At 72.5% G+C, this 24,413-nt stretch carries 15 protein-coding genes, 1 rRNA gene and 1 pseudogene; 11 read left to right on the top strand and 6 right to left on the bottom strand.

Annotated features, from left to right (window positions below; all coding sequences use genetic code 11):
- A 5S ribosomal RNA gene (gene rrf / locus ACF1ED_RS23655) occupies nucleotides 1-92 on the top strand; the annotation flags it as partial.
- A 368-nt stretch (nucleotides 93-460) separates the two neighbouring features.
- On the opposite strand, the gene ACF1ED_RS23660 is transcribed toward rrf, so the two are convergent.
- Entirely contained in the window at nucleotides 461-1,666 is a 1,206-nt protein-coding gene (locus tag ACF1ED_RS23660; RefSeq protein ID WP_391763540.1) for a glycerophosphoryl diester phosphodiesterase membrane domain-containing protein, read from the bottom strand.
- Between the two features lie 428 nt (nucleotides 1,667-2,094).
- Here ACF1ED_RS23660 and mtrA point away from each other — a divergent pair, with 428 nt between their 5' ends.
- The 6 genes and pseudogenes from mtrA to ACF1ED_RS23690 all read left to right on the top strand — a co-directional run.
- Nucleotides 2,095-2,772, top strand: coding sequence for a two-component system response regulator MtrA (gene mtrA, locus ACF1ED_RS23665; RefSeq protein ID WP_030498730.1), 678 nt, complete (start codon nucleotides 2,095-2,097; stop codon nucleotides 2,770-2,772).
- Between the two features lies 1 nt (nucleotide 2,773).
- A complete protein-coding gene (gene mtrB, locus ACF1ED_RS23670) occupies nucleotides 2,774-4,783 on the top strand; it encodes an MtrAB system histidine kinase MtrB (protein WP_391763542.1) in 2,010 nt (669 codons plus the stop codon).
- Nucleotides 4,773-6,647, top strand: coding sequence for an LpqB family beta-propeller domain-containing protein (locus ACF1ED_RS23675; protein ID WP_391763544.1), 1,875 nt, complete (start codon nucleotides 4,773-4,775; stop codon nucleotides 6,645-6,647). Before mtrB ends, ACF1ED_RS23675 begins: the two co-directional genes overlap by 11 nt.
- Nucleotides 6,648-6,888: 241 nt before the next feature.
- Nucleotides 6,889-7,752 carry a ComF family protein gene (locus ACF1ED_RS23680; protein WP_391763546.1) on the top strand — a complete coding sequence of 288 codons (864 nt, stop codon included), beginning with the start codon at nucleotides 6,889-6,891 and terminating at the stop codon, nucleotides 7,750-7,752.
- Nucleotides 7,753-8,045: 293 nt separating this feature from the next.
- Nucleotides 8,046-8,732, top strand: coding sequence for a ribosome hibernation-promoting factor, HPF/YfiA family (gene hpf, locus ACF1ED_RS23685; protein WP_391763548.1), 687 nt, complete (start codon nucleotides 8,046-8,048; stop codon nucleotides 8,730-8,732).
- Between the two features lie 405 nt (nucleotides 8,733-9,137).
- Nucleotides 9,138-9,803 (top strand): annotated as a pseudogene (locus ACF1ED_RS23690) (response regulator); the annotation flags it as partial.
- Between the two features lie 26 nt (nucleotides 9,804-9,829).
- On the opposite strand, the gene ACF1ED_RS23695 reads toward ACF1ED_RS23690, so the two are convergent.
- Nucleotides 9,830-11,020 (bottom strand): winged helix-turn-helix domain-containing protein, encoded by a 1,191-nt coding sequence (locus tag ACF1ED_RS23695; RefSeq protein ID WP_391763550.1) that lies wholly within the window; start codon nucleotides 11,018-11,020, stop codon nucleotides 9,830-9,832.
- A 9-nt stretch (nucleotides 11,021-11,029) separates the two neighbouring features.
- Nucleotides 11,030-11,668 (bottom strand): GNAT family N-acetyltransferase, encoded by a 639-nt coding sequence (locus tag ACF1ED_RS23700; protein WP_391763552.1) that lies wholly within the window; start codon nucleotides 11,666-11,668, stop codon nucleotides 11,030-11,032.
- Between the two features lie 240 nt (nucleotides 11,669-11,908).
- Here ACF1ED_RS23700 and secA point away from each other — a divergent pair, with 240 nt between their 5' ends.
- Nucleotides 11,909-14,737, top strand: coding sequence for a preprotein translocase subunit SecA (gene secA, locus ACF1ED_RS23705; protein ID WP_391763554.1), 2,829 nt, complete (start codon nucleotides 11,909-11,911; stop codon nucleotides 14,735-14,737).
- Between the two features lie 53 nt (nucleotides 14,738-14,790).
- On the opposite strand, the gene ACF1ED_RS23710 is transcribed toward secA, so the two are convergent.
- Nucleotides 14,791-15,483, bottom strand: a complete 693-nt coding sequence (locus tag ACF1ED_RS23710; protein WP_391763556.1) for an Rv3235 family protein — start codon at nucleotides 15,481-15,483, stop codon at nucleotides 14,791-14,793.
- 217 nt (nucleotides 15,484-15,700) lie between these two features.
- On the opposite strand from ACF1ED_RS23710, the gene ACF1ED_RS23715 reads away from it, so the two are divergent.
- Both ACF1ED_RS23715 and ACF1ED_RS23720 read left to right on the top strand, forming a co-directional pair.
- Nucleotides 15,701-16,207: a DUF6912 family protein gene (locus ACF1ED_RS23715; protein ID WP_391763558.1), complete on the top strand. Its 507-nt coding sequence runs from the start codon at nucleotides 15,701-15,703 to the stop codon at nucleotides 16,205-16,207.
- A gap of 24 nt (nucleotides 16,208-16,231) precedes the next feature.
- The gene (locus tag ACF1ED_RS23720) at nucleotides 16,232-16,894 is read left to right on the top strand and encodes an HAD family hydrolase (RefSeq protein WP_391763560.1); all 663 of its coding nucleotides are present in this window, start codon (nucleotides 16,232-16,234) and stop codon (nucleotides 16,892-16,894) included.
- A 45-nt stretch (nucleotides 16,895-16,939) separates the two neighbouring features.
- Here ACF1ED_RS23720 and ACF1ED_RS23725 read toward each other — a convergent pair whose 3' ends face one another.
- Nucleotides 16,940-17,494 carry a DJ-1/PfpI family protein gene (locus tag ACF1ED_RS23725; RefSeq protein WP_391763562.1) on the bottom strand — a complete coding sequence of 185 codons (555 nt, stop codon included), beginning with the start codon at nucleotides 17,492-17,494 and terminating at the stop codon, nucleotides 16,940-16,942.
- Nucleotides 17,495-17,921: 427 nt separating this feature from the next.
- Here ACF1ED_RS23725 and ACF1ED_RS23730 point away from each other — a divergent pair, with 427 nt between their 5' ends.
- Complete coding sequence (locus ACF1ED_RS23730; RefSeq protein ID WP_391763564.1) at nucleotides 17,922-22,883, top strand: NAD-glutamate dehydrogenase; 4,962 nt, start codon at nucleotides 17,922-17,924, stop codon at nucleotides 22,881-22,883.
- A gap of 72 nt (nucleotides 22,884-22,955) precedes the next feature.
- On the opposite strand, the gene ACF1ED_RS23735 is transcribed toward ACF1ED_RS23730, so the two are convergent.
- The gene (locus ACF1ED_RS23735) at nucleotides 22,956-24,266 is read right to left on the bottom strand and encodes a glycosyltransferase 87 family protein (protein WP_391763566.1); all 1,311 of its coding nucleotides are present in this window, start codon (nucleotides 24,264-24,266) and stop codon (nucleotides 22,956-22,958) included.
- Nucleotides 24,267-24,413: the final 147 nt, after the last annotated feature.

Raw genomic sequence — 24,413 nt, forward strand, 5'->3', positions numbered from 1 at the left:
CGCCCGGTTACATTCCGAACCCGGAAGCTAAGCCTTTCAGCGCCGATGGTACTGCAGGGGGGACCCTGTGGGAGAGTAGGACGCCGCCGAACAATCATTGTGGGAAAGCCCCGCACCATCTGGTGCGGGGCTTTTCTGCGTTTCCGGGGGGTTTTCGGAGGAAGCCGGCCGACCCGGTGCCCGGTGCCCGGTGCCCGGTGCCCGGTGCCCGGGGTGAGGGATGCGGGAGTGGAGCTCCTTGTTCCCGCCTGTGGGCCTCGTGGTGGGGGCGGGTCCCCGTGCGTCGGGATGGCCGTGGGGGGAGGGTGGAGAGGCGGGGAGAGGGCTTCTCGGCGGTGGTCGGGGAGGCCGGGGGAAGGCTGACGGCGGGGGAGCGGTGGGGAAGGGGAAAGGGAAGGCGGAAAAGGGACAGCTCCCGGTTCCGGTGCCTGGGGCGGGAAACGGGAGCTGTGGGGGTGGGTCAGTGTGCGGCGGGGTCGTTCGTGGGGGTGTCGGCGGCCTTGGCGAGTTCCAGGTCCAGGGCTTCTCGGCGGATGCGCTGGTCCACGTAGAGGAGGACGGTCACGCCGGCCGCGATCGGGTACGTGAGGGCGCTGCTGATGATGCCGCCGACGGCCATGACGATCAGATAGGTCCAGCTGAGCTCGAAGCCGGAGCCGGAGAGCTCGCCGAGGCCGACGCCGTCCATGGCGAACGCGATCGCGGTGAACGGGATCGCCAGAATCATCGTGAAGATCATGATGAGGAGCTGGGTCAGCAGCGTGATGCCGAAGACCCGCCACCAGGCGCCCTTCACGAGCTTCGCCGAGCGCTTGAGCGCCGCGACGATTCCCTGCCGCTCCAGCATCAGGGCCGGGGAGGCCAGGCTGAAACGGATCAGCAGCCAGACGGCGACGAGGAAGGACGCCGCGCCGCCGAGGAAGGCGAGCGTCGCGCCCCCCGCGCCGCCGAGCAGCAGGCCCGGGAGCATCGCCACGAAGGCGAGGACACCGGCGCCCAGCGGCAGGGCCAGGGAGAGGACCAGCAGCTGCGGCAGTCGGGGGCTCGCCTCCCGCCACGCCTCCGAGAGCGTGACCGGCCGGCCCAGGATCGCCCGGCTGACCACGACGGTGAGCAGGGCGCTGGTGAAGACCGAGGCGGCGACGGAGACCAGCATGGTCGGGGCCAGCTCGACGAAGGAGGCCCGGAGATAGGCGGAGGCCGCCTCCAGCTGTTCCGCCGGGGTCGCGTCCGCGTGCAGGGCCGGCGGCTCCGTGGCGAGGTAGCGCTGGACGAACACGAGCGCGACCTGGGTCACCAAGGCCACGGAGACCGTGACGGCCAGCACCGTCCGCCAGTAGCGGCGCAGGATCGCGACCGAGGCGTCGAGGATCTCGCCGACACCCAGCGGGCGGAGCGGGATCACGCCCGGCTTCGCCGCCTGCGGGGCGCCGTAACCGTTCCGGCCGCGCTGCGGCGGCGGGGTCGCCCAGGCGCGGCCCGGGACCGGCGGCGGGGTGGGGCCGCCGGGGGGCGGCGACCACTGGCCGGCGGGCGGCTGGTCCTTCGACCACTGCGGAGCGGAGCCGTTCGTCTCCGAAGGGGAGGACTGTCCGGGGATCGCGGAGCCGTCCTGGCCGTCGGAAGGGGCAGATCCGGGCGTGTTCCGGCCCGGAGTGTCGTTCACGGTCGTCCACCTCGAAGGATTGGGTCGCGGTGCCGGTCGGCGAACCGGCTCGGTCACGGCGGCCGTCCACGGTCGGGCGGCGGGCCGGCTGCCATCGTGCCATGGGGGACCCCGCCGTGACCCGGGACGGAACGGCTTCTCGCCCTCCCCGTCGCCGCCCGGGGCCCTCGCCCGCGGGCGGGTGACAGGCCCCTTCGGAGGCGGGTGGAGCCGTACCGGGGGAGGAAGCTCGTCCCGGAGCGTGGGCGTCGGGGGTCCGGCGGGGTACGGTTCTGGGCGACCGCGGGGGCACGGGGGGTGACGGTCGTTACTGGCGGCGCGGCGCGCGGACACGGGGAGTCAGGGGGCCGGTCCGAGGTGTTGTCGCAGGTCAGTGAGGTATCTCACCAGCCGCCTTGAGACTGATACGGAAATGGGATGATGTCGATATGAAGGGACGCGTTCTCGTCGTCGACGACGACACCGCACTGGCCGAGATGCTCGGGATCGTGCTCAAGGGTGAAGGGTTCGAGCCGTCGTTCGTCGCTGACGGCGACAAGGCTCTCGCCGCATTCCGGGAGGCCAAGCCGGACCTGGTGCTGCTGGACCTCATGCTGCCCGGAAGGGACGGCATCGAGGTGTGCCGGCTCATCAGGGCCGAGTCCGGCGTGCCCATCGTGATGCTGACGGCCAAGAGCGACACCGTCGACGTCGTCGTGGGCCTGGAGTCCGGGGCCGACGACTACATCGTCAAGCCGTTCAAGCCGAAGGAGCTCGTCGCCCGCATCCGGGCACGGCTGCGGCGCTCCGAGGAGCCCGCGCCGGAGCAGCTCACCATCGGTGACCTGGTCATCGACGTGGCGGGGCACTCCGTGAAGCGGGACGGGCAGTCGATCGCGCTGACGCCGCTGGAGTTCGACCTGCTGGTCGCGCTCGCACGCAAGCCGTGGCAGGTGTTCACCCGCGAGGTGCTCCTGGAGCAGGTCTGGGGCTACCGCCACGCGGCCGACACCCGACTGGTGAACGTGCATGTCCAGCGGCTGCGCTCGAAGGTCGAGAAGGACCCGGAGCGGCCGGAGATCGTGGTGACCGTCCGTGGTGTCGGTTACAAGGCGGGACCGAGCTGACATGAGCAAGGGCAGTGCTGCTCCGGAGTCCCGGGACCCCGGGGGCCGTACGGGGCGGGCTGCCGGACCGGGGCGGGGGGGCTCGCGTACCGGCCGCCTGAGGCGCGGTGGACGGCTCCTCCAGGACGGGACGCCGGGCGGACGGGTCTTCCGGATCGTCGCCCGGCTGGTGCGCCGGCCGCTGCTGCCCGCCGTGCGGCTGTGGCGGCGGAACATCCAGCTGCGGGTCGTCGCCGGCACCCTCCTGATGTCCCTCGGCGTCGTGCTGCTGCTGGGACTGGTCGTCATCGGGCAGGTCCGCAACGGCCTGCTCGACACCAAGGAGAAGGCCGCCCAGGTCCAGGCCGCCGGCGGGTTCTCCGCCGCGCAGGACCGGGCGGCGACCACGCCGTCCGTGCCCGGGCAGGACGGGGTGCGGGCCGGTTCCTCGGTGAACTGGCGCTCCACCCTCGTCGAACAGCTCGCCAGCGGCGGCCAGAGCGCGTTCAACGTCGTGGCGCTGTCGCTGGACTCCGGAGACACCGCCAGCCGGGGCGCCCGCGCCTCCGGCGAGGTCGACCCCGCGCGGTCCGTCCCCGCCACGCTGCGCCAGTCGGTGGAGCGGGGCAACGTGCCGTTCCAGAAGTTCGGGCGCATCCACTACACCAGCGGCAAGCCGTCCGAGCCGGGCCTGGTGATCGGCAAGCGGCTCAACGACGCCGAGGGCAAGCAGTACGAGCTGTACTACCTCTTCCCGCTCAGCCAGGAGGAGGACTCCCTCGACCTGGTCAAGACGACCCTGGCGACCGCCGGGCTCTTCGTGGTGGTGCTCCTCGGGGCCATCGCCTGGTTCGTGGTGCGGCAGGTCGTCACGCCCGTGCGGATGGCCGCCGGGATCGCCGAGCGGCTCTCCGCCGGCCGGCTCCAGGAACGGATGAAGGTCACCGGCGAGGACGACATCGCGCGCCTCGGCGAGGCCTTCAACAAGATGGCCTCCAACCTCCAGCTCAAGATCCAGCAGCTGGAGGAGCTGTCGCGGATGCAGCGGCGGTTCGTCTCGGACGTCTCGCACGAGCTGCGGACCCCGCTGACCACCGTGCGGATGGCGGCCGACGTCATCCACGAGGCCCGCGTCGACTTCGACCCCGTCACCGCCCGCTCCGCCGAACTCCTCGGCGACCAGCTCGACCGCTTCGAGTCGCTGCTCTCCGACCTCCTGGAGATCAGCCGCTTCGACGCGGGCGCCGCCGCCCTGGAAGCCGAACCGATCGACCTGCGGCAGGTGGTGCGCCGGGTCATCGGCGGCGCCGAGCCGCTGGCCGAGCGCAAGGGCACCCGGATCGTCGTCGTCGGCGACGAGCAGCCGGTGATCGCCGAAGCGGACGCCCGCCGGGTCGAGCGCGTGCTGCGCAACCTGGTCGTCAACGCCGTCGAGCACGGCGAGGGCCGCGACGTCGTGGTCAAGCTGGCCGCGGCCGGCGGGGCCGTCGCCGTCGCCGTACGCGACTACGGCGTCGGCCTCAAGCCCGGCGAGGCCACCCGGGTCTTCAACCGCTTCTGGCGGGCGGACCCGGCACGCGCGCGTACCACCGGAGGCACGGGCCTCGGGCTGTCCATCGCCGTGGAGGACGCCCGGCTGCACGGCGGCTGGCTCCAGGCGTGGGGCGAGGCCGGCGGCGGCTCGCAGTTCCGGCTCACGCTGCCGCGCACCGCGGACGAGCCGCTGCGGGGCTCGCCGATACCGCTGGAACCCGAGGACTCCCGGCGCAACCGCGAACAGGCCGCCGCCGGGCGGGCACAGGAAGCCGGACGCACCGCCTCCGTACCCGCCCAGCCGGCCGGGGAGCGGCCCCCGCTGTCCCCGGTGCCGCCGCGGATCCCGGCGCCCCCCAGGGGGGCCGCCGTCGACCCGGCGGCGCTGCCCGGCAGCGGCGCCCGGGTGGTGGCGCGGACGACGGCCGACACGGAACGGGCACGGAGCACGGGCACGGCGGGGAACGCGGAGCGGGAGGACGGCACAGGTGGGCGCTGACGCGCGGAAGCGGGCGGGGCGGGGCCGGAGCGGACGCACACTGGTGCTCGCCGCCTGCGGCGGGCTGCTGGCGACGGGCTGCGCCACCATGCCCGACAGCGGCGACGTGCAGGCCGTACGCGGAGCCAACCCCGGCGACTCGCAGGTGCGGGTCTACGCGGTCGCCCCCCGGGAGAACGCCGACCCGGACGAGATCGTCGACGGCTTCCTGGAGGCCATGACCAGTGACGACCCCGGCTTCGCCACCGCCCGCAAGTACCTGACCGGGCACGCCGCCAAGACCTGGAAGCCGGAGCAGAGCATCACCGTGCTCGCCACCGCCCCCGACCGCAAGGGCGCCAACCGCAACGCGGACCCCGAGAACCAGGGCCGTGTCTACCCGATCTCCGGCCGCAAGATCGCGACCGTGGACGCCCGGCACGCGTACCAGCCCAACAGCCCGGTGGAGTACGCCCAGGCCATCCACGTCGTGCAGGAGACCTCGGCCGACGGCAAGGACAAGGAGTGGCGGATCGACGGCCTGCCGCCCGGCCTGGTGCTCGGCGAGGCCGACTTCCTCCGCAACTACCGCTCGGTCAACAAGTACTACTTCGCCTCCGGCGAGGACTGGCTGGTCGCCGACCCCGTCTACATCCGGCAGCGCCAGGACCCCGTCACCCGGATGGACCCGGTGACGCAGACCGTGAAGGCGCTCCTGGAGGGGCCGACGCACTGGCTCCGGCCGGCCGTCGACTCGCCCTTCCCGTCCGGAACGCAGCTGAAGAGCGACGTCACCTCGCTGACCACGGACGACCAGTCCACGCTCAAGGTGCCGCTCGACGTCAAGGCCGACCGGTTCGGCGGCGAGGTGTGCCGGCGGATGGCCGCCCAGCTGCTCGTCACGCTCGGCGACCTGCCCTCCGTGAGGGCCGACCAGGTCGAGCTCCAGGACGCCGGTGGCAACGGCATGTGCCGGCTCGGGAAGGGACAGGCCGCGGAGTTCGAGGCGGTCAAGGACACGGGGCAGGCCGAGACGCCGTACTTCGTGGACGACCAGGGCCGGATGACGGCGCTCAAGCCCGGCGGGGACGACGTGACCCAGCCGGCGGACGCGGTGCCCGGACCGCTGGGCAAGGGCCTGGTGCCGCTGGGCTCGGTCGCCGTGGCCCGCGGCGGCACCCGGGCGGCCGGCGTCTCCAAGGACGGCAGCTCGCTGTACGTCTCCTCGATCACGACCGAACAGGAGCAGCTGCCGCCGGTCTTCAGGAGCGGGGCCGCCGCGACCGCGGCGACGCGGGACCGGCTCTCCCGGCCCAGCTGGGACGGGCGGGGCGACCTGTGGGTCGCCGACCGGGCCAGGGGCCACCAGCGGCTGGTCGTCGTGCCCGACGGCACCGGCAAGTGGATCGAGGTCCGCACGCCGTGGCTGACGGAGGACACCCGCGTCGAGTCGCTGCGCGTCTCGGCGGACGGGGTGCGGATCGCGCTCCTCATCACCCGCGACGGGCGGACCACCCTCCAGATCGGCCGGATCGAGCGGCAGGACGGCGCGGACGAGCAGGTCGTGTCCGTGGTGGACCTCCAGCCCGCCGCGCCGCGCATGGAGTCGGTCTCGTCCGTCTCCTGGGCGGGGCCGAGCCGGCTCGTCGTCGTCGGCCGGGAGGCCGGCGGCGTGCAGCAGATCCGCTTCCTCCAGACCGACGGCTCCACCTCCGCGAGCTCGGTGCTGCCCGGCCTCAACGGCGTCAGCGTCGTGGCCGCCCCGCACCGCGAGACCGAGCCGCTGATCGCCGCCTCCGGCAACGACGGCATCGTGCGGCTCATGCCCGGCGCTAACTGGCAGCCGGTGGTGAAGGCGGGGACGGTGCCGGTCTATCCCGGGTAGGGACGGCTGGGTGATCGGGCCGTCGGGGGGTCGGTCGGGGCCGGGCGGTTGCTCGGTGGAGCGGCTGCTCGGTCGGTGGCTGGCCGGTGGGGCGGCTGCCCGGCGGGGCGGTTGGGCGGCTGGGTGTCCGAGGGTTGCCCGAGGGGCTGGTGAGGGGCCTCGGGCCGTGCCGCTGCGGGTTGTCCACAGGGCGTTGTCCACAGGGGTGGCAGCGCCCCCGGAGCCGGGGCAGAGTGAAGCCATGCGGGGCTGGTGGCGCGAGATCTCCGAGCTGGTGCTGCCGAGCGCCTGCGAGGGCTGCGGGGCGCCTCGTACGGCGCTGTGCGCGGAGTGCGCGGGGGTGCTGGCGGGGGCCGGGGCGGGGGAGGGGGGAGGGGGTGGGCGGGTGCGCCCCCTGCCGGAGCCTGAGGGCCTGCCCGTGGTGCATGCCGCCGTGCCGTACGAGGGGGTCGTGCGGACACTGCTGATCGCTCACAAGGAGCGCGGGGCGCTGGGGCTCGCGGGGCCGCTGGGCGCGGCGCTCGCGGGGGCCGTGGAGGCCGCTGTGGGGGCCGGGGACGGCGGGGGCGGTGCCAGGGCCGCGGGGGGCTTGGGCGGGGCGGGGGAGGGGCAGCGGCCGCTGCTGCTGGTGCCGGTGCCGTCCTCACGGCGGTCGGTGCGGGCCCGGGGGCACGATCCGACGCGGCGGGTGGCGCTGGCCGCGGCCGCGCGGCTGCGACGGGCGGGGCGATCCGCGCGGGTGCTGCCGGTGCTGCGGCAGCGGCGGGCCGTGGCGGATCAGGCGGGGCTGGGGGCGCGGGGGCGGCGGGCGAATCTGGCCGGGGCGCTGGAGGTGGTGCCGGGCGGCGCGCGGCTGCTGGCGGCCGGCCGGGTGGTCCTGGTCGACGACCTGATGACGACCGGCGCGACGCTCGCGGAGGCGGCGCGCGCCCTCGGATTCGTACACCCTCCGTTCACGCGCGGAACGGCGGAAGGACGCCGAAGTGATTTCGCGCAGCATGAATTCGAACAGCGGGTGGCGGCTGTGATCGCATCATCTCCCGCTTCGTTCGAAATAAACCGGAACTCGTCAGGAACTTGGATCGTTGCAGGTGGTGAGAGGTGAAAGCCTCCGAATGGAGGTAAGTCTCGGTAGCGGGTGCCGACACCCGTCCGAAGGAGCTATGTTCGGTTGTGAGGAAGGGAGAATGCCCGGCCTCACCGCATACATGGTTGCGCCTACAGGACAGGAGTTCAGGGCGAATTAACCTCTCGTCGATGGGGTGGCGATCTTGTCGACTGGGGAGGAGGAGGTCGAAGTCGCCAAGTCCGAGCTCCGGTGAAACCGCCGGGGCTGGTGCAAAGGGAGATGCCCGTCGGCCTAGGAGCCGGACGGGCGATCCGGGAACGGAGTTCTGCGTGGACATCGTCGTCAAGGGCCGCAAGACAGAGGTGCCCGAGCGGTTCCGCAAGCACGTGGCCGAGAAGCTGAAGCTGGAGAAGATCCAGAAGCTCGACGGCAAGGTGATCAGCCTCGACGTCGAGGTGTCCAAGGAGCCCAACCCGCGGCAGGCCGACCGGTCCGACCGCGTGGAGATCACCCTCCACTCCCGAGGCCCGGTCATCCGGGCGGAAGCGTCGGCCGCAGACCCGTACGCGGCCCTCGACCTGGCCAGCGACAAGCTGGAGGCCAGGCTCCGCAAGCAGCACGACAAGCGCTACACCCGCCGGGGCAACGGGCGGCTCTCCGCGGCGGAGGTCGCCGACGTCGTCCCCGGCGTCGCCCAGCTCAACGGTCAGGGCGAGCTCGTCGCCGACGAGACCGGCGGCGAGGTGACCACCACGATGATGGGCTCGATCGAGGTCCAGGGCGAAGGCCCGCTGGTGGTCCGCGAGAAGACGCACCGGGCCGCCGCGATGGGACTCGACCAGGCCCTCTACGAGATGGAACTGGTCGGGCACGACTTCTACCTCTTCGTCGACGCCGAGACCAAGCAGCCGAGCGTCGTCTACCGGCGCCACGCCTACGACTACGGCGTCATCCACCTGGAGAACGACCCGCTCGCCGAGAACAGCGGCGGAGCGGGCGGCGCGCTCGGCGGCTGACCCGTCGAACGGCTGACCGGCCGGCCCTGCCGGCCGGTCCCGGCCGGGCGGCCGACGAGCCGTCACCTGCCCGGCCGCGGCGGCGCGCTTCCCGCGCCGCGCCCGTCCCGCCCCGTCCGCCCCGCGTGTTCCTGCCGGTGCCCCTGGAGCGCCCTTCGCGCCCCCAGGGGCACCCCTGCGCGCCCACGGGGCCACCCCGGAACCGTCCGGGCATGAAATCATGGCGTGCACGCCAACCGGTGCTTCCCGGGCAGTGGTTGGGGGACCGGAAACGAATTCAGGCCACGGCCTTCAGGGGGAGGAACGATGGCAGACAGCTTCGGCCCGGTGCTCAGCGGGCGCGAGCGCGGTGCGCTCGCCCATGAGGATGCTCCGGAAGGATCGGAATCGGCCAACGAGGTCTATCGCAAGGAACCGATCCGGGTCCTCGTCGTGGACGACCACGCGCTTTTCCGGCGCGGCCTTGAGATCGTCCTCGCGCAGGAGGAGGACATCCAGGTCGTCGGCGAGGCGGGCGACGGGGCCGAGGCGGTCGACAAGGCGGCGGACCTGCTGCCCGACATCGTCCTGATGGACGTGCGGATGCCCCGGCGCGGCGGCATCGAGGCGTGCACCTCCATCAAGGAGGTCGCCCCCAGCGCGAAGATCATCATGCTGACGATCAGCGACGAGGAGGCGGACCTCTACGACGCGATCAAGGCGGGTGCGACCGGTTACCTCCTCAAGGAGATCTCCACCGACGAGGTCGCGACCGCGATCCGCGCCGTCGCCGACGGGCAGTCCCAGATCAGCCCCTCCATGGCGTCGAAGCTCCTCACCGAGTTCAAGTCGATGATCCAGCGCACCGACGAGCGCCGCCTCGTCCCCGCGCCCCGGCTCACCGACCGCGAGCTGGAGGTCCTCAAGCTCGTCGCCACCGGCATGAACAACCGGGACATCGCCAAGGAACTCTTCATCTCCGAGAACACGGTGAAGAACCACGTCCGGAACATCCTGGAGAAGCTGCAGCTGCATTCCCGGATGGAGGCCGTGGTGTACGCGATGCGGGAGAAGATCCTGGAGATCCGCTGAGGGGCGGGCCGGAGATCCGCTGAGGGTCAGGCGTCCAGGGCCTTGAGCAGGAGCGGGGTCAGCTCCGGGGGGTCCAGGCGCTCGACGCGCACCGTGTCGCAGCCGACCCATTCGGCGGCCTCGCGGAGGGCCTGGGCGACGGCGGGGACGGCCTTGGGGCCCTCCAGGGAGACCTGCTTGGCGACCAGGGTGCGGCCCTCGCGGGCCGGGTCCACCCGGCCGACCAGGCGGCCGCCGGCGAGGACCGGCATCGCGAAGTAGCCGTGCACCCGCTTCGGCTTGGGCACGTACGCCTCCAGCCGGTGGGTGAAGCCGAAGATCCGCTCCGTGCGGGCCCGCTCCCAGATCAGCGAGTCGAAGGGGGAGAGGAGCGTCGTGCGGTGCCGGCCGCGCGGCTCCGTGGCCAGGGCCGCCGGGTCCGCCCAGGCCGGCTTCCCCCAGCCCGCCACCGTCACCGGCACCAGACCCGAGTCCGCCACCACCGCGTCGAACTGCTCGGCCCTGAGCCGGTGGTAGTCGGCGATGTCCGCGCGCGTGCCGACGCCCAGCGCCTCGCCCGCCTGCCGCACCAGCCGCCGCACGCACTCGGTGTCGTCGAAGGAGTCGTGCCGCAGCGGCTCCGGGATCGCGCGCTCCGCCAGGTCGTACACGCGCTTCCAGCCGCGCCGCTCGGTCACGACGACCTCGCCGTACATCAGCGCCCGCTCGACGGCGATCTTGGTGTCGGACCAGTCCCACCACTCGCCCTTGTTCTTGGCGCCGCCGAGCTCGGTCGCGGTGCGGGGGCCCTCGGCCCGCAGCTGGTCGATCACCTTGGCGTAGGAGCCGTCGGACAGGTCGTGGTGCCACTGAGGGCGGTCGCGGTAGGCGCGGCGGCGGAAGGCGAACAGCGGCCATTCCTCGACGGGCAGGACGCAGGCGGCGTGCGACCAGTACTCGAAGGCGTGCCCGTCCGACCAGTACGCCTCCTCGACGGTCGTCCGGCCGACCGCGCCGAGGCGGGCGTACGGGATCAGTTCGTGCGAGCGGGCCAGGACCGAGATGGTGTCCAGCTGGACCTGGCCGAGGTGACGGAGTACGCCGCGGACCCCGGCCCGGCGGTCGGGGGCGCCGAGGAAGCCCTGGGCGCGCAGGGCGATCCTGCGGGCCTCGGCGGCGGAGAGTTCGGCGGCGGGCTTCGGAGCGGTCGGCGGGGCGGTCTTCGGCACGGTCGTCATGGGGAAACCCTAGGCCCCGGGTCCGACAGTGCCGAGGCCCTCGGGGGCGGCCGGCCGGGGGTCCGCGGAGGGCGGCGCCTCGCGCGGCGGGAGGTAGGGGACCGGGCTCGGCAGGCCGAAGTCGGAGGGGAGCAGCGAGCCGGTCCAGGCGTCCCGGAGCGTGCCGTTGTGCAGCAGGCCGGCGCGCTGGACGCCCTCCATGGTGAAGCCGACCCGCTCGGCCACCGCGCGGGAGCCGGTGTTGCCGACCTCGGCGCGCCAGACCAGGCGGACGCAGCCGAGGCCGGTGAAGGCCCAGTGGGCGGCGGTGCGCACCGCCTCCGTCATGTAGCCCCGGCCGCGGTGGCCGGGGGCCAGCCAGAAGCCGACCTCCCAGACGCCGTTGCCGCGGTTGTGCACGCCCGTGGCGGCGAAGAGGGGGCCGCCGTCCAGCGGCTCGATCGCGAAGCCGTAGTCGGTGTCGTCGCGCCAGCCGTCCGGGACGATCCGGTTCAGGAAGAAGGCGGCCGCCTCGCGGGGGTACGGGTCCGGGACGGTCGTCCAGCGGCGGATGGCGGGGTCCTGGCAGTGGGCGTACACGATGTCCTCGTCCTCGGGGACGAAGCTGCGGAGCCGGAGACGTTCGCTGGTGAGCGTGATGGGATCCATGCCCGGATTGTGGGGACCCGGGCGGGCGGAAGCGAACACTTTTCGGAAGGCGCGGCACCTTCCGACCGCCTCGTGCGTTCTCTCTTGTGGGCGGACGTGCGGCGGCGGCCCTGCGGGCCTCCCTCCGTGAGGGTGGTCTCGCTTACGATGGCCGTTGCGGTGGGGACCACCTGCCGTGCCCGCGCTCGTGTCCGTGACAAGACCCAGTGCCAGGCCCGACCGGCAAGGAGACCAGCCTCAGTGTCCGTCTTCAACAAGCTCATGCGTGCAGGCGAAGGCAAGATCCTGCGCAAACTGCACCGCATCGCGGACCAGGTCAACTCCATCGAAGAGGACTTCGTCAACCTCTCCGACGCCGACCTGCGGGCCCTCACGGAGGAGTACAAGCAGCGGTACGCGGACGGCGAGAGCCTCGACGACCTGCTGCCCGAGGCCTTCGCGACGGTCCGCGAGGCCGCGAAGCGCGTCCTCGGCCAGCGTCACTACGACGTCCAGATCATGGGCGGCGCCGCGCTGCACCTCGGCTACGTCGCCGAGATGAAGACCGGTGAGGGCAAGACCCTCGTCGGCACCCTCCCGGCTTACCTGAACGCGCTGTCCGGCAAGGGCGTGCACCTGATCACGGTGAACGACTACCTGGCCGAGCGCGACTCCGAGATGATGGGCCGCGTCCACAAGTTCCTGGGTCTCCAGGTCGGCTGCATCCTCGCCAACATGACGCCGGCGCAGCGCCGCGAGCAGTACGCCTGCGACATCACGTACGGCACGAACAACGAGTTCGGCTTCGACTACCTGCGCGACAACATGGCCTGGTCGAAGGACGAGCTGGTCCAGCGCGGCCACAACTACGCGTGCGTCGACGAGGTCGACTCGATCCTGGTCGACGAGGCCCGTACGCCGCTGATCATCTCCGGTCCCGCCGACCAGGCCACCAAGTGGTACGGCGACTTCGCGAAGCTGGTCACCCGCCTGACGAAGGGCGAGCCCGGCAACCCGCTGAAGGGCATCGAGGAGACCGGCGACTACGAGGTCGACGAGAAGAAGCGCACGGTCGCCATCCACGAGGCCGGTGTCGCCAAGGTCGAGGACTGGCTCGGCATCGACAACCTCTACGAGTCGGTCAACACCCCGCTCGTCGGCTATCTGAACAACGCCATCAAGGCGAAGGAACTGTTCAAGAAGGACAAGGACTACGTCGTCATCGACGGCGAGGTCATGATCGTCGACGAGCACACCGGCCGCATCCTCGCCGGCCGCCGTTACAACGAGGGCATGCACCAGGCCATCGAGGCCAAGGAGGGCGTGCAGATCAAGGACGAGAACCAGACGCTCGCCACGATCACCCTCCAGAACTTCTTCCGCCTCTACGACAAGCTGTCCGGCATGACCGGTACGGCGATGACCGAGGCGGCCGAGTTCCACCAGATCTACAAGCTCGGCGTCGTCCCGATCCCGACGAACCGGCCGATGCAGCGCACCGACCAGTCCGACCTGATCTACCGGACCGAGGTCGCGAAGTTCGCCGCGGTCGTCGACGACATCGTCGAGAAGCACGAGAAGGGCCAGCCGGTCCTCGTCGGCACCACCTCCGTCGAGAAGTCCGAGTACCTCTCGCAGCAGCTCTCCAAGCGCGGTGTCCCGCACGAGGTGCTGAACGCCAAGCACCACGAGCGCGAGGCCAGCATCGTCGCCCAGGCCGGCCGCCGAGGCGCCGTCACGGTCGCCACGAACATGGCCGGCCGCGGTACCGACATCAAGCTCGGCGGCAACCCGGACGACCTCGCCGAGGCGGAGCTGCGCCAGGCGGGTCTCGACCCGGTCGAGCACGTCGAGGAGTGGGCCGCGGCCCTGCCGGGCGCCCTGGAGCGCGCCGAGAAGGCCGTGAAGGCGGAGTTCGAGGAGGTCAAGGAGCTCGGCGGGCTGTACGTGCTGGGCACCGAGCGCCACGAGTCGCGCCGTATCGACAACCAGCTGCGCGGTCGTTCCGGCCGTCAGGGCGACCCGGGCGAGTCCCGTTTCTACCTGTCGCTGGGCGACGACCTGATGCGGCTCTTCAAGGCGCAGATGGTCGAGCGGGTCATGGCCATGGCCAACGTGCCGGACGACGTGCCGATCGAGAACAAGATGGTCACCCGGGCCATCGCCTCCGCGCAGTCGCAGGTCGAGACCCAGAACTTCGAGACGCGCAAGAACGTCCTGAAGTACGACGAGGTGCTGAACCGGCAGCGCGAGGTCATCTACGGCGAGCGCCGCCGCGTCCTGGAGGGCGAGGACCTGCAGGAGCAGATCCAGCACTTCATGGACGACACCATCGACGACTACATCGGCCAGGAGACCGCCGAGGGCTTCGCCGAGGAGTGGGACCTGGACCGGCTGTGGGGCGCCTTCAAGCAGCTCTACCCGGTGAAGGTCACCGTGGAGGAGCTGGAGGAGGCGGCGGGCGACCGCGCGGGCATCACCGCGGAGTTCATCGCCGAGTCCATCAAGAACGACATCCACGAGCAGTACGAGGCGCGCGAGGCGCAGCTCGGCTCGGAGATCATGCGTGAGCTGGAGCGCCGGGTCGTCCTCTCGGTCCTGGACCGCAAGTGGCGCGAGCACCTCTACGAGATGGACTACCTCCAGGAGGGCATCGGCCTGCGCGCCATGGCGCAGAAGGACCCGCTGGTCGAGTACCAGCGCGAGGGCTTCGACATGTTCACCGCGATGATGGAGGGCATCAAGGAGGAGTCCGTCGGCTACCTGTTCAACCTGGAGGTCCAGGTCGAGCAGCAGGTCGAGGAGGTTCCGGTGCAGGCCGGAGCGCCGTCCCTGGACAAGGGCGACGCGCCCGCCGCGGCAGCGGCTCGTGGCACCGCGGCGGGCGGTCGCCCGGAGATCCGCGCGAAGGGGCTCGACGCCCCGCAGCGGCCGGACCGGCTGCACTTCTCCGCGCCGTCGGTGGACGGCGACGGCGGTGTCGTCGAGGGCGACTTCGCCTCGGACGGTGACGACGCGGGTGACGGGATGACGCGTGCGGAGCGCCGCAAGGCGCAGAAGAACGCGGGCGGGCGCCGTCGCAAGAAGTGACTGCCTGAGCTGTGGTGAGGGGCCCTGCCGGATCCGTCCGGCGGGGCCCTTCGTCATGGCTGGGCGCCGCCGCCGACGAGCCGGCCGAGGCCGTCCAGCTCGACGGCGGCGCACCGCCAGCGGTGGTCGTGGCCCCGCTCCAGGCGGAACGCGAGGGCGCGGACGCGGTGGCCGGCGGCGAGCGAGGCGAAGACCTCCAGGACGGTGTCCCCGGAGTGCGGCTGGGCGGCGCAGCGGCGGAGGACGGGCCGGGCCCCGAGCCCGCGCGGCACGGTCCTCGGGGCGAGCCGCACCAGCTGCTCGTACGCCTCCCCGACGGTCAGTCCCAGCATCGAGTGGACGGGCCGCTCCCCGCTGAGCACGGCGAGGAGGCGTTCGGCGAAGGCGGTGTGCACGGGCAGTTCCCGCCGGGTGGCGGCGCCCCGGCCGGGGCGGCCCGGTCGTCCGCCGGGGGCGCCCTGCCCGGGCACGGTCGGGCGCGCGGGGCCGCCGGGGCCGGCGGGGCGGCGGGCGGTGCGGGTGGCGGCGAGGGCGGCGGCCCGGCCGGCGCCGGCCGGGACCGTGGCGTGGGCGTGGAGGGCGGCCGGGAGGCCGCAGGGCCCGGGGACGGCCGGGTGAGGGGTGCGCGCGGGGGTGCCGGGGCTGTGCCCGCCGGGCTCCGCGGTGGCGGCCGGGCCGGGGGCGCCCGCGGTGGTGGTGGCGGGGTGCTGGGCCTCGGGGGTGATCGTGGTGGTCTGCCGGCGCATGGCGGTCCCTTCGGAGGGTGACCGGCTGGTACCGGTCGGTAACTTTCCGTGGGGATCTTGTACGGGGTGGGCGCCGGGGGCCGCAAGGGGGCCGGGGCGGGGGCGGACACGCTGAGTGATTCACCTATCAGGGGGACGGAGGGGGGTGGGCGGGCAGTCCGGGGCGGTGGGGGCGGACGTATCCTGAGGGCGATTCCGACTACGAAAGCGGCCCGTCATGCGCGTGTACGTCCCTCTGACCCTTCCCGGTCTCGCACAGGCGCACGAGGCGGGCGAGCTGGGCCCCGGGCCGCTGACCGCCTACGCCGTCACGCCCGCGCTGCGCGAGTGGTACGTCTCCGACGACATCGAGGAGCTGGAGTACGCGGCGCTCAGCCGGGCCGCCGCCGCCTCGCTGCGGCTCGTCGCGGGCGACCCCGGGGCGCCGCGGCGCCGGGTGGTCGTCGCCGTCGACGTCGCCGACAAGGACGCCGCCGCGGACCCGGACCGGGGGCTCGACGCCGGCGCGATCGGCGAGGTGCGGATCGCCGGGGCCGTGGCCCTGGCCAAGGCCGCCGCCGTGCACGCCGACGCCGACGACGCCGAGGCGGACGTCACCGCCGCGGCCGCCGCGCTCGGCGCCGCCGACCAGGGCGACGACGACGCGCAGTTCGTCGTGGACGGCGCGGAGGACCACGAGCTGCTCTGGTTCGGGATCCAGGAGATCCCCTCCCTCCTCGGCTGAACCGGCGGCCTGTACCGTCGGTCCATGGGGAAGCAGCACATGAAGAAGCATCTGGTCTGGGACTGGAACGGCACCCTGCTGGACGACATCACCGCCGTCATCGGGGCCACCAACGCGGCTTTCGCCGAGCTCGGCCTCGAACGGATCACGCTGGAGCGGTACCGCGAGCTGTACACCGTCCCGGTGCCGAAGTTCTACGAGCGGCTGATGGGCCGGCTGCCCACCGACGCCGAGTGGACCCTGATGGACGGGACCTTCCACCGGTACTACTGGGAGCGCGCGGAGGCCTGCGGGCTGACCGCGGGGGCCGCCGAGCTGCTGGCCGCCCGGCAGGCCGCCGGGGCCACCCAGTCGCTGCTCTCGCTGGCGCCGCACGCCGAGCTGCTGCCGCTGGTGCGGCGGTACGGGATCGAGGAGCGGTTCGTCCGGGTCGACGGGCGCCCGGACAGGTCCACGGACGGGAAGTCCGGGCACATGGTGCGGCACCTGGAGGCGCTGGCCGTGCCGGCCGAGCGGATCGTCGTCATCGGTGACGCCGCGGACGACGCGGTCGCGGCGGCGCACGTGGGGGCGAAGGCGGTGCTGTTCACCGGCGGCTCGCACAGCCGGGCCTCGCTGGAGCGCGTCGGCGTGCCGGTCGTGGACTCCCTGGAGGAGGCCGTCTCGGTCGCGGAGGAGCTGGTCTGACCCGTACGCGGGGGCGGCCCGCGCCCGGACCGCCCCCGTGTGCCGTCAGCCCTTCGCGCGCAGCACCTTCAGGAACTCGCGCATCCACGTCGGGTGGTCCGGCCAGGCGCGCGAGGAGACCAGCAGGCCGTCGACGACCGCCGCCGAGTCCTGGAAGTCGGCGCCCGCCGCCTGCATGTCCGGTTCCAGGGCCGGGTACGCGGTGACCCGGCGTCCCTCCAGACCGCCGACCGCGGCCGTGAGCAGCGGGCCGTGGCAGATCTGGGCCACCGGCTTGTCCGCGTCGAAGAACGACTTGAGGATCTTGCGGAGCTCCGGGTCGTTGCGCAGGTACTCCGGGGCCCGGCCGCCCGGGATCACCACGGCCGCGTAGTCGCCCGGGTCGACCTCCGAGAAGGCCAGGTCGGCGGGCCAGGTGTAGCCGGGCTTCTCCGTGTACGTGTCGTAGCCGGGCTCGAAGTCGTGGACCACGAACCGGAGCCGCTTGCGCGCGGGGGCCGCGATGTCGACTTCGTACCCCTCTTCGAGCAGACGCTGGTACGGGTACAACACCTCCAGGGACTCCGCCGCGTCCCCCGTCACGATCAAGATCTTCGCCATGGCTCTCCCGGTTCCAGGGATGGTCGGTCCGTCGTCGTGCACGCGTCCACGCTGCGCCGTTCCGCGCGATCCGCCAAGAGTGCATGTGTCGCTGTCCAGAACGTCAAACTTCCCACCCCGCTTTTGTACACATACGGCTCATGACGGGGCAGGGGGCATGAGCGATAGGCTTTTCCCGTGATCAGCGCGATACGCCGCGGGGGCAGTGCGGCCCCCGGCTGCCGCCCGGTCCGCTCACGCGGCCGGGCCGACCGTGCGTTCGCCGATCCCCTCCGTCCGGAAACCCCGCCCTCCGTGGCCGGTTTCGATCCGGGCATCTCTCATCCGGGCATAACGTCGTCCTCGACCGGAATCACCGCGTCGAGGCGTTGTGCCCTTTCTTTCTTCCACCGACGTCACGCAACGGCGCGCGACAGGAGCAGAGGACATGCAGACCAAGCTGGACGAAGCAAAGGCCGAGCTGCTCGAAAGGGCCGCCCGCGTAGCTGAGCACAGCCCGGTCGGGGGGCGACTTCCGGCGGGGCCGGAGGGCGAGCGCCCGGACCGGGACACCGTGCTCGACTATCTCCAGCGCTACTACCTGCACACCGCCCCCGAGGACCTGTCCGACCGCGACCCGGACGACGTCTTCGGTGCCGCGCTCTCCCACTACCGGCTCGCGGAGAACCGCCCCCAGGGCACCGCGAACGTCCGCGTGCACACCCCGACGGTCGAGGAGAACGGCTGGACCAGCAGCCACTCCGTCGTCGAGGTCGTCACCGACGACATGCCGTTCCTCGTCGACTCCGTCACCAACGAGCTCTCCCGCCAGGGCCGCGGCATCCACGTCGTGATCCACCCGCAGGTCCTCGTCCGCCGTGACATCACCGGCAAGCTCATCGAGGTCCTGTCGACCCAGATCCACGGCGAGCTGCCGCACGACGCGCTCGCCGAGTCCTGGATCCACGTCGAGATCGACCGCGAAACCGACCGGGCCGACCTCAAGCAGATCACCGCCGACCTGCTCCGCGTCCTGTCCGACGTCCGCGAGACCGTCGAGGACTGGGAGAAGATGCGCGACGCCGCGCTGCGCATCGCCGACGGCCTCGCCGGCGAGCCCACCGCCTCCGACCTGCGGCCCACCGAGGTCGAGGAGGCCCAGGAGCTGCTGCGCTGGCTCGCCGACGACCACTTCACCTTCCTCGGTTACCGCGAGTACGAGCTCGTCGACGGCGACGCGCTCGCCGCCGTCCCCGGCACCGGCCTCGGCATCCTGCGCTCCGACCCGCACCACACCGACGGCGAGTCCGGCCACCACGCCCACCCGGTCTCCCCGTCCTTCAGCCGGCTGCCCGCCGACGCCCGCGCCAAGGCCCGCGAGCACAAGCTGCTCATCCTGACGAAGGCCAACAGCCGCGCGACCGTCCACCGCCCCTCGTACCTCGACTACGTCGGCGTGAAGAAGTTCGACGCCGACGGCAACGTCATCGGCGAGCGCCGCTTCCTCGGCCTCTTCTCGTCCGCCGCGTACACCGAGTCCGTGCGCCGCGTCCCCGTCGTCAAGCGCAAGGTCCAGGAGGTGCTGGCCGGCGCCGGCTTCTCCCCCAACAGCCACGACGGCCGCGACCTGCTCCAGATCCTGGAGACCTACCCGCGCGACGAGCTGTTCCAGACCCCGGTCGACCAGCTCCGGTCCATCGTCACCAGCGTCCTGTACCTCCAGGAGCGCCGCCGGCTGCGGCTCTACCTGCGCCAGGACGAGTACGGCCGCTACTACTCGGCCCTCGTCTACCTGCCGCGCGACCGCTACACCACCCGCGTCCGGCTGCGGATCATCGACATCCTCAAGGAGGAGCTGAACGGCGCCTCCGTCGACTTCACCGCCTGGAACACCGAGTCGATCCTCTCCCGGCTCCACTTCGTCATCCGCGTCGAGCCCGGCACCGTCCTCGCCGCCCTCACCGACGCCGACGTGGACCGCATCGAGGCCCGGCTCGTCGAGGCCGCCCGCTCCTGGGCCGACGGCTTCGGCGAGGCCCTCAACGCCGAGTTCGGCGAGGAGCGCGCCGCCGAGCTGCTCCGCCGCTACGGCAACGCCTTCTCCGAGGGCTACAAGGCCGACCACTCGCCGCGCGCCGCCGTCGCCGACCTGGTCCGCATGGAGGCCCTCGCCGCCAGCGGCAAGGACTTCGCGCTCTCCCTCTACGAGCCCGTCGCCGCCGGCCCCGGCGAGCGCCGCTTCAAGATCTACAAGACCGGCGAGCCGGTCTCCCTCTCGGCCGTGCTGCCGGTCCTCAACCGCCTCGGCGTCGAGGTCACCGACGAGCGTCCGTACGAGCTCCGCTGCGCCGACCGCACCCACGCGTGGATCTACGACTTCGGCCTGCGGATGCCCGCCCCGACCGGCAACGGCGGCGACTACCTCGGCGACGACGCCCGCGAGCGCTTCCAGGAGGCCTTCGCCGCCACCTGGACCGGCGAGGCCGAGAACGACAACTTCAACTCCCTCGTCCTGTCCGCCGGGCTCACCTGGCGCGAGGCGATGGTGCTGCGCGCCTACGCCAAGTACCTCCGCCAGGCCGGCTCGACGTTCAGCCAGGACTACATGGAGGACACCCTCCGCAACAACGTCCACACCACCCGGCTGCTCGTCAACCTCTTCGAGGCCCGCATGGCGCCGGAGCGCCAGCGCGCCGGCACCGAGCTGATCGACGCGCTCCTGGAGGAGCTGGACGCCGCCCTCGACCAGGTCGCGAGCCTGGACGAGGACCGGATCCTGCGGTCCTTCCTCACCGTCATCACGGCGACGCTGCGGACCAACTTCTTCCAGAGCACGGCCGACGGCACGCCGCACTCCTACGTGTCGATGAAGTTCGACCCGCAGGCCATCCCCGACCTGCCGGCCCCGCGCCCCGCCTTCGAGATCTGGGTGTACTCGCCGCGCGTCGAGGGCGTCCACCTGCGCTTCGGCAAGGTCGCCCGGGGCGGCCTGCGCTGGTCCGACCGCCGCGAGGACTTCCGCACCGAGATCCTCGGCCTGGTCAAGGCGCAGATGGTGAAGAACACCGTCATCGTGCCGGTCGGCGCCAAGGGCGGCTTCGTCGCCAAGCAGCTCCCGGACCCCGCCGTGGACCGGGACGCCTGGCTGGCCGAGGGCGTCGCCTCGTACAAGACCTTCATCTCGGCGCTGCTCGACATCACCGACAACCTGGTCGCCGGCGAGGTCGTGCCCCCGGTCGACGTGGTCCGCCACGACGAGGACGACACCTACCTCGTCGTCGCCGCCGACAAGGGCACCGCCACCTTCTCCGACATCGCCAACGGCGTCGCGGAGTCGTACGGCTTCTGGCTCGGCGACGCCTTCGCCTCCGGCGGCTCCGCCGGCTACGACCACAAGGGCATGGGCATCACCGCCCGCGGCGCCTGGGAGTCCGTCAAGCGGCACTTCCGCGAGCTGGGCCACGACACCCAGACCGAGGACTTCACCGTCGTCGGCGTCGGCGACATGTCCGGCGACGTCTTCGGCAACGGCATGCTGCTCTCCGAGCACATCCGCCTGGTGGCCGCCTTCGACCACCGCCACATCTTCATCGACCCGACCCCGGACGCGGCCACCTCGTACGCCGAGCGCCGCCGCCTCTTCGACCTGCCCCGCTCCTCCTGGGCCGACTACGACACCTCGCTGCTCTCGGCGGGCGGCGGCGTCCACCCCCGCACCGCGAAGTCGATCCCGGTCAACGCGCACATGCGGGCCGCGCTGGGCATCGAGGACGGCGTCACCAAGCTGACCCCGGCCGAGCTGATGAAGGCGATCCTCCAGTCGCCCGTCGACCTGCTGTGGAACGGCGGCATCGGCACCTACGTGAAGTCCTCGGCCGAGACCAACGCCGAGGTCGGCGACAAGGCCAACGACGCCATCCGCGTCGACGGCCAGGACGTCCGCGCCAAGGTCGTCGGCGAGGGCGGCAACCTCGGCGCCACCCAGCTCGGCCGCATCGAGTTCGCCCGCGCCGGCGGCCCCGAGCGCACCGGCGGCAAGATCAACACCGACGCCATCGACAACAGCGCCGGCGTCGACACCTCCGACCACGAGGTCAACATCAAGATCCTGCTCAACGGGCTCGTCGCCGAGGGCGACATGACCGTCAAGCAGCGCAACAAGATCCTCGCCGAGATGACCGACGAGGTCGGCCGGCTCGTGCTGCGCAACAACTACGCGCAGAACACCGCCCTCGCCAACGCCGTCGCCCAGTCGCCGTCCCTGCTCCACGCCCACCAGCGCTTCATGCGCCGCCTGGGCCGCGACGGGGCCCTCGACCGCTCCCTGGAGTTCCTGCCCAACGACCGGCAGATCCGCGAGCTGCTGGGCAACGAGAAGGGCCTCACCCAGCCCGAGCTCGCCGTCCTCCTCGCCTACACCAAGATCACGGTGGCCGACGAGCTGATCGGCACCGGGCTGCCCGACGACCCGTACCTGGCCGGCCTGCTCCACGCCTACTTCCCGACGCTGCTGCGCGAGAAGTTCGGCGAGGCCGTCGACGGGCACGCGCTGCGCCGCGAGATCATCACGACCGTCCTGGTCAACGACACCGTCAACACCGGCGGCTCGACCTTCCTGCACCGCCTCCGCGAGGAGACCGGCGCGTCGCTGGAGGAGATCGTCCGCGCCCAGACCGCGGCCCGGACCATCTTCCGGCTCGGCGAGGTCTGGGACGCCGTCGAGGCCCTCGACAACGAGGTCCCGGCCGAGGTCCAGACCCGGATGCGGCTGCACTCCCGCCGGCTCGTCGAGCGCGGCACCCGCTGGCTGCTCAACAACCGGCCGCAGCCGCTCGCGATCGGCGAGACCATCGAGTTCTTCGCGGAGCGGGTCGAGCAGGTCTGGGCGCGGCTGCCCGAGCTGCTGCGCGGCTCGGACGCGGAGTGGTACCGCTCGATCCTCGACGAGCTGACCGGCTTCGGCGTCCCGGAGGAGCTGGCCGTGCGCGTCGCGGGCTTCTCGTCCGCCTTCCCGACGCTCGACATCGTCGCGATCGCCGACCGCACGCAGAAGGACCCGCTGGCCGTCGCCGAGGTCTACTACGACCTGGCCGACCGCCTGCGGATCACCGACCTGATGGACCGGATCATCGAGCTGCCGCGGGCCGACCGCTGGCAGTCCATGGCCCGCGCCTCCATCCGCGAGGACCTCTTCGCCGCCCACGCGGCGCTCACCTCCGACGTCCTGGCCGCCGGCAACGGCACCTCGACGCCCGAGGAGCGCTTCAAGGCGTGGGAGGACAAGAACGCGGCGATCCTGGGCCGTGCCCACACGACCCTGGAGGAGATCCAGAGCTCGGACACCTTCGACCTGGCCAACCTGTCGGTGGCCATGCGGACGATGCGGACGCTGCTGCGCACGCACGGCTAGCCGCGCCGGAGCCGAAGGGCCCCGCCGGACGTGGACGCGTCCGACGGGGCCCTTCGGCCGTTCCCGGCGCGGCTACTCCCGTACGGGGGCGACCGTGGCCCGCCACAGGCGGTGGGCGGCGACGACGGCCGCCGCGAGGAGCAGGGCGTTGCGCGGGACCATCACGGCCAGGCCCGCGGGGGTGCCGGCGACGACGTCGGCGTACAGGACGGGGTACGCGAGGGAGCTGAGCGCCGCCGCGGGCAGCAGGAGCAGCGCCACCGGGCGCATCACCGTGCGCCGGGAGGTCAGGCAGACGGCGGCGAGGCCGAGGAGCCAGACCAGGTACTGGGGGCTGATCACCCGGCTCGTGACGGTGAGGAGCAGGACGGCGGCGAGGGCCGCGTCGAGCGGGGTGGCCTCGGTCCAGCGGACGGCCCGGAGCCGCCACAGCACCAGCCAGAGGACGGCGACGACGGTCAGCAGCAGGAACAGGTGGCCGAGGGTGGAGACGTACGGTCCGACGTACTCGTAGGCGCCGTAGCGGATCTCCGCCGTCCCCGGCCACAGGCCGGCCGCGCGGCCGAGGGCGAGGGCGGTGCCGCCCAGCGACTCGACCTGCACGCCCCGGGCGCCCTGCCCGCGCAGGAAGCCGAGCGAGCCGGAGAAGAAGAGCGCCAGCACGGCGAGGAGGGTGGCGGCGGTGACCGCCGCGGCCGTCCACGCCTCGCGGGTGGTACGCCCCCGGGGCGTGCCGATCAGGGCGAGCGCCGGCCACACCTTGACCAGCGCGCCGAGCCCGGCGAGCGCGCCGCCGAGCCGGTGGGCGGCGGGGGAGCGGCCCTTGAACAGCAGCAGGGCGAGGACGGCGAGGGCGGTGGCCTGGACGTCGTACCGGGCGAGCGGCAGATGGAGGAGGAGCGGCAGGGCGCAGACCCAGTACCAGGCGCCGTGGGTGAGCCGGGAGCGGTCGGCGACGGCCAGGCCGAGGGTGACGGCGGCGTCGGCGAGCAGGGTCAGGACGACGAACGCCTGGGTGTAGCCGAGCCAGGGCATCAGCAGCCCCGGCGCCATGATCACCAGGCCGGCGCCGGGCGGGTACTGCCAGGTCGGGTCGGAGGGCGGGAAGGTGCCGTCGGCGAACAGGCCGTACCAGTGGCGGTAGAGGAGCTGCACCTCGTGGCCGACGCCGCCGACGCCGAGGCTGTCGCTCGCGAGCAGCGCCAGCATGCCGGCGCGCGTGAACAGCCAGACAGCGGCGAGCGCGAGGGCCGGGCCGTGCCCGACGGTGACGAAGGTGGCGGACGTGAAGGTGTCCGACTCGAAGGGCGAGCGGGTGAGGGAGGGGGGTGCGGGGGCCGTGGGACCGGAGGCGCGGGAGCGGGGGCGATCGGGCGTCGTCACGCTTCGACCTTAGGGGTGATATGGGGCTTATGTCCTATGCGGGGGGTGGGGTGGCGTCCGTCCTGGTGAAATCCTCGCGCGCCGCCCGGGGCGGGCCTCCGGCGCGAAGCACGGGGGAAGCCCGCGGCCCGGCCGGAGGAGGGCGGG

The sequence above is a fragment of the Streptomyces sp. NPDC014656 genome (assembly GCF_043084305.1).
In the GTDB taxonomy this organism is placed as follows: domain Bacteria; phylum Actinomycetota; class Actinomycetes; order Streptomycetales; family Streptomycetaceae; genus Streptomyces.

Excerpts from the sequence above, each read along its gene's own strand:
- mtrA (WP_030498730.1), top strand. The coding sequence starts at position 2,095 with ATGAAGGGACGCGTTCTCGTCGTCGACGACGACACCGCACTGGCCGAG.
- mtrB (WP_391763542.1), top strand. The coding sequence starts at position 2,774 with ATGAGCAAGGGCAGTGCTGCTCCGGAGTCCCGGGACCCCGGGGGCCGT.
- ACF1ED_RS23680 (WP_391763546.1), top strand. The coding sequence starts at position 6,889 with ATGCGGGGCTGGTGGCGCGAGATCTCCGAGCTGGTGCTGCCGAGCGCC.
- ACF1ED_RS23695 (WP_391763550.1), bottom strand. The coding sequence starts at position 11,020 with ATGACGACCGTGCCGAAGACCGCCCCGCCGACCGCTCCGAAGCCCGCC.
- ACF1ED_RS23700 (WP_391763552.1), bottom strand. The coding sequence starts at position 11,668 with ATGGATCCCATCACGCTCACCAGCGAACGTCTCCGGCTCCGCAGCTTC.
- ACF1ED_RS23710 (WP_391763556.1), bottom strand. The coding sequence starts at position 15,483 with ATGCGCCGGCAGACCACCACGATCACCCCCGAGGCCCAGCACCCCGCC.
- ACF1ED_RS23715 (WP_391763558.1), top strand. The coding sequence starts at position 15,701 with ATGCGCGTGTACGTCCCTCTGACCCTTCCCGGTCTCGCACAGGCGCAC.
- ACF1ED_RS23720 (WP_391763560.1), top strand. The coding sequence starts at position 16,232 with ATGGGGAAGCAGCACATGAAGAAGCATCTGGTCTGGGACTGGAACGGC.
- ACF1ED_RS23725 (WP_391763562.1), bottom strand. The coding sequence starts at position 17,494 with ATGGCGAAGATCTTGATCGTGACGGGGGACGCGGCGGAGTCCCTGGAG.
- ACF1ED_RS23730 (WP_391763564.1), top strand. The coding sequence starts at position 17,922 with ATGCAGACCAAGCTGGACGAAGCAAAGGCCGAGCTGCTCGAAAGGGCC.